Here is a 4,836-nt window from a genome sequence, read left to right on the forward strand (position 1 = left end):
GCGCAGCGCCCGGCACGGGCGCGGCCTGCTGCGCGGCGGGGTCGGCGTTCAGCGCCTCGACCTTCGCGGCCAGTGCATCCGCGCCGCGCACGTTGGTGCCGATGCCGATCACCACCGCCGTCGCGTCGGGCGTGCTCCACGCCGTTTCCACCAGAATCCCCACCAGCTTGTCGCCTTCGAGCAGCACGTCGTTCGGCCATTTCAGCGCGATCTGGCCGGGCGCGCTGACGGGCAGCGTGCGCAGGCCGTCGACGAGCGCCGAGCCGACCGCGAGACTCAGTCCCGCGAGTCCTTCGATCGGGCGCGGAATCACGCAGGCGAGCGAGAACAGCAGCGCGTCGCCGGGCTGGGCGACCCAGCTGCGGCCGCGCCGGCCGCGGCCTGCGGTCTGCAGATACGCCACGCGCACGATCGGACGCGCGAGCGCGTTGGTGCGATGGGGCAGCGCTTTCAGGCGCGCCATCAGGTCGGCATTGGTGGAGCCGGTTTCCTCGACGATTTCGATCGGCCAGTCGTGGGCGGCCGGGCCGAACAACGTCACCGCGCGGTCGCGGTCGATGCGCCAGTCGTCGGCGCGCGGAGCGGGGGTGGGGGGCGTCGCATTCATGGTGCGTATTGTAGTGGCTGCATGGCGTGTGGGCGGTGCGGGAACGGTCGGCGGGCGTGGGCGCATTGCGTCGCAGCGAGCGGCGGTATGTCGACGTCGATCAGGCACGATTTACGGGGAATTTGCCTGTGTTTTAGGCAAATTCACAGGCCGCCCACAGGCTGCCAACAGCTTATCCACGAATTCATCCACAGGCGCGTGCCGTTTTTCGCGTCACCGCGCCGCACATTCCACAGCGCGCCCACAGGGTGCCAACAGGTCATCCACAGATTTGTCCACAGCTTGCGCGACGGCCGTTCGGCGCGAGGGAGAATCGGTGCGCGCCCGCACCGCCGAAACGGGGCGCGTTCGATACAATGTTTAATCATTTCTTCCGTCCGAGCGCCCCGCCTTGACTCAAGAGACGCCGCCTGGCCTCGAAATCGCGGCCGGCAACCAGGGAAAGATCGTGCGCCTGTCCGGCCAGTGGACCGCGCTCGCGCTCGCACGCGACCGCGATCAGGGCGGCGTGGCGCGCCGGCTGCGCGCGCTGGTGGGCGAGCGCGTCGGCCAGTGGGATCTGTCGAAAGTCGAACGCATGGATCACGTGGGCGGCCAGGCGCTCTGGCGCGTCTGGGGCCACAAGCTGCCCGCCGATCTGGTCGCGCTCACGCAGACTCAGCGCGACATCTTCGAGCGCATCGCGCTGCTCGATTCGGTGCGCGAGGCGCCCGAGCGCGTCGTCAAGATCGATCCGGTCACGAAGCTCGGCCTCGCGATTTTCTCGTTCTGGGACCACCTCTACGGCGGCATTTCGATGCTCGGCCGCGTGATCCTCGATCTGCTCTTCATCCTGCGCAAGCCGAAGGCCACGCCCTGGATCGAGATTTCGGCGAACGTCTACAACGCGGGCGCCCGCGCGCTGCCGATCACGGCGCTGGTCGCGTTCCTGATCGGCATCGTGCTGTCCTACCTGTCCGCGCAGCAGTTGCGGCTGTTCGGCGCGAACCAGTTCATCGTCAATATTCTCGGGCTCGCGGTGATTCGCGAACTCGGTCCCGTGCTTGCGGCCATACTGGTGGCTGGGCGCTCCGGTTCGGCCATCACCGCGCAGATCGGCGTGATGCGCGTGACCGAGGAGCTCGACGCCATGCGCGTGATGGGCATCTCGCACGGCCTGCGGCTGATCCTGCCGCGGGTGGTCGCGCTGGGCGTGGCGATGCCGCTGCTCGTCATGTGGACCGACATCATCGCGCTGCTCGGCGGCGCGCTCGCGGCCAAGGCGGTGCTGGGCATCGACGTGTCGTATTTCGTGCGTTCGCTGCCGGGCGTGGTGCCGATCGCGAATCTCTGGATCGGGCTCGGCAAGGGCGTGGCGTTCGGCATGCTGGTGGGCATCGTCGGCTGCCACTTCGGCTTTCGCATCAAGGCGAATTCGCAGAGTCTCGGCGAGGGCACGACCACTTCGGTCGTGTCGTCGATCACCATCGTGATCCTCGCCGACGCCGTGTTCGCCATCCTCTTCCAGAACGTGGGGCTGTCATGAACACGTTGAGCACGACCGGAACCCGCGCCACGGCGTCCACGCCGACGCTCGGCGCGTTGACCACGACCGGCACGCTGGGCACGCCGCTCAAGGAAGCCGTCGAGGACCTGCCGCTGCCGGCGATCGGCGAGCCGATCATCGAGGTGCGCAATCTCACCAAGCGCTACGGGCGCAACATCGTCCATCAGCATCTGAATCTGGATATTCGCCGCGGCGAGATCGTCACCATCGTGGGCGGCTCGGGCTCGGGCAAGACCACGCTGGTGCGGCAGATTCTCGGGCTCGAACGGCCCACGTCCGGCACCATCAAGATGTTCGGCGAAGACATTTCGACGATCGATCCCGAACGCGCCCGCCTGATGCGCACGCGCACCGGCATGCTGTTTCAGCACGGCGCGCTGTTCTCGTCGCTGTCGGTCTACGACAACATCGCGCAGCCGGTGCGCGAGCTCGGCAAGGTGCCGGGCGACCTGCTGCGCGACATCGTCATGCTGAAGCTGGAGATGGTCGGGCTGCCGTGCAAGCACGCGTCGAAGATGCCGGCCGCGCTCTCGGGCGGCATGGTCAAGCGCGTCGGGCTCGCGCGCGCGATCGTGCTGGAGCCCGAACTGCTGATTCTCGACGAACCGACGGCGGGGCTCGATCCGCGCTCGTCGGACGAAGTGGTGGAACTGATCAGCACGCTGCATCGCGCGCTGGGCCTGACCGTCGTGCTGATCACGCACGATCTCGACGCGATGGTTGCGCTCTCCACGCGCGTGGCCGTGATCGCCGAGCGCAAGGTGCTGGTGGCCGCGCCCGTGGAAGAGGCGGCCGGCGTGGACGATCCGTTCATCCGCGAATATTTTCTGGGCATGCGCGGGCGGCGCGCGTTGCAGGCGCTGCCGCCCGAGCGCCGCGCGAAGCTGCCGCCGGCGGCGCTGCTGCCCGCATCCGTAGGCGTGAAGCCGTGCTGACGCGCGGGCGTGTCACGAGGCGCAAGGTCGCCAACAAGGGAATCTGACGATGGAAAACAAACCGCATGCGTTCTGGGCCGGCGTCTTCACGATCGGCCTGCTGGCGACCATCGCGCTGACGGTCTTCTTCTTCAGCGCCGATCACTCGGTGCGCGTGCCGTACGACCTGATCTCGCGCAGCAGCGTCACCGGGCTGTATCCGGATGCGGCCGTGCGCTATCGCGGTCTCGACGTCGGCAAGGTGCAGTCGATCCGTTTCGACGCGAATCATCCGGGCCAGATCCGCATCCGCGTGCTCGTGGATCAGCGCGCGCCGATGACGCGCTCGACCTTCGGCACGCTCGCGCTCCAGGGCGTGACCGGCATCGCCTTCGTGCAGCTCGACGACAACGGGCTCGATCAGTCGCCGCTCGCGTCCTCGGACAAGAGCGTGGCGGAGATTCCGCTGCGCCCCGGCCTGCTCGACCAGCTCCAGCGGCGCGGCGACGTGCTGCTGCGCAAGCTCGACAGCATCGCCACCGACGTCGACCAGATGCTCAACGAGGAAAACCGCAAGCAGGTGATGGCGACGGTGACCTCGCTGCAACAGGCTGCCGACAGCGTGAACACGCTCGCGCAGCAGTTGCAGCCCGCAACGAAGCAACTGCCGGGTGCGGTCTCCGAACTGCAGAAAACCTTGCAGTCGACCAATCAGCTCATTACCAGCGTGAACCGCCCGGACGGCCCGTTCCAGACCAATCTGAACAAGGCCGGCACGGCGGCGGCGCAGGCCGGGCAGGCGCTTTCGTCGATCGACATGTCGATTCAGGAACTCTCGGCGCGCGTGGGCTACGACACGCTGCCCCGCGTCGATTCGCTGACCGACGACGTGCGCTCGGCGATGCGCTCGGTGGACCGCGCGGCGGGCACGTTCAGTTCGAGTCCGCGCAGCGTGCTGTTCGGCGGCGCGCCGCAGCCCGCGCCCGGTCCCGGCGAGCCGGGCTTCGCGTGGCCGGGCACGGGCGCGAAGTAAAAACGCGCCTCGAAACGCTGCGAAGTGGCCGCCGCGTTCTGGCCCTTCGCAAAAATCGCTATGCTGCTGCGCGCGCGGCGAACTGCTGCGCCGCAATGGTGTCGGAGTGCATTCGACGTCGGCGGCGGCCGCCAGAACGGCGCCGCCTGATCGCATGATCCGCAAGAACCCGCAAGAACCGGAAGGAACCGCAATGTCACGCCAAGCCACCCCGTCACGCTCGCTTCTGAGGCTCTGCTGCACCGCGCTCGCGGCGCTCGCCATCGGTACGCTGGCGGCGTGCGCCGGCAATCCGGCCGCGCTCTCGGATATCCGCTACGACCTCGGGCCGCAGGAAGCGCAGCCCGCGCCGCCCGCGCTGCCGCCGCTCAAGGTGCTCGAAGTGAGCGCGCCGGCGACGCTCGATCACGACGGCATCGTCTATCGCATCGGCGGCGACTCGCAGCGCTCGGCGCGCTACGCGAGCAGCCACTGGACGATGTCGCCCGCGCGCCTGCTCACGCAGCGTCTGCGCACCTCGCTCGCCACGCGCGTCACGGTGCTCTCGGGCGCGGACGCCGTGCAGGCGCCGATGCTCAAGGTCGAACTCACCGAGTTCGAACAGGTGTTCGACACCGCCTCGGAAAGCTCGGGCGTGCTGGCCGCGCGCGCGACGCTGATGCAGGGCGGCAAGATCGGAAGAGCGTCGTGGAGGGAAAGAAGGTGCGCCCTAGTGTAGATGTCGGTGGTGGGCGTA

Annotated in this window: 5 protein-coding genes; 4 read left to right on the forward strand and 1 reads right to left on the reverse strand. The window is 68.2% G+C overall.

Annotated elements, in window-relative coordinates; all coding sequences use genetic code 11:
• Positions 1-607: biotin--[acetyl-CoA-carboxylase] ligase (locus G3N97_RS36710; RefSeq protein WP_205997675.1), on the reverse strand; the 607-nt coding region annotated here is incomplete at its 3' end.
• Positions 608-998: 391 nt separating this feature from the next.
• Between G3N97_RS36710 and G3N97_RS36715 the strand changes: the two genes are divergently transcribed.
• The 4 genes from G3N97_RS36715 (at position 999) to G3N97_RS36730 (ending at position 4,818) form a co-directional block, all read left to right on the forward strand.
• Positions 999-2,132: an ABC transporter permease gene (locus tag G3N97_RS36715; protein ID WP_205997676.1), complete on the forward strand. Its 1,134-nt coding sequence runs from the start codon at positions 999-1,001 to the stop codon at positions 2,130-2,132.
• A gap of 74 nt (positions 2,133-2,206) precedes the next feature.
• Positions 2,207-3,088, forward strand: a complete 882-nt coding sequence (locus G3N97_RS36720; protein ID WP_205997679.1) for an ATP-binding cassette domain-containing protein — start codon at positions 2,207-2,209, stop codon at positions 3,086-3,088.
• 49 nt (positions 3,089-3,137) lie between these two features.
• Positions 3,138-4,100, forward strand: a complete 963-nt coding sequence (locus G3N97_RS36725; protein WP_205997677.1) for an MlaD family protein — start codon at positions 3,138-3,140, stop codon at positions 4,098-4,100.
• Between the two features lie 193 nt (positions 4,101-4,293).
• Positions 4,294-4,818, forward strand: coding sequence for an ABC-type transport auxiliary lipoprotein family protein (locus G3N97_RS36730; protein ID WP_241031063.1), 525 nt, complete (start codon positions 4,294-4,296; stop codon positions 4,816-4,818).
• Positions 4,819-4,836 lie beyond the last annotated feature (18 nt).

The organism is Paraburkholderia sp. Ac-20347 (assembly GCF_017104805.1).
Lineage (GTDB): Bacteria > Pseudomonadota > Gammaproteobacteria > Burkholderiales > Burkholderiaceae > Paraburkholderia > Paraburkholderia tropica.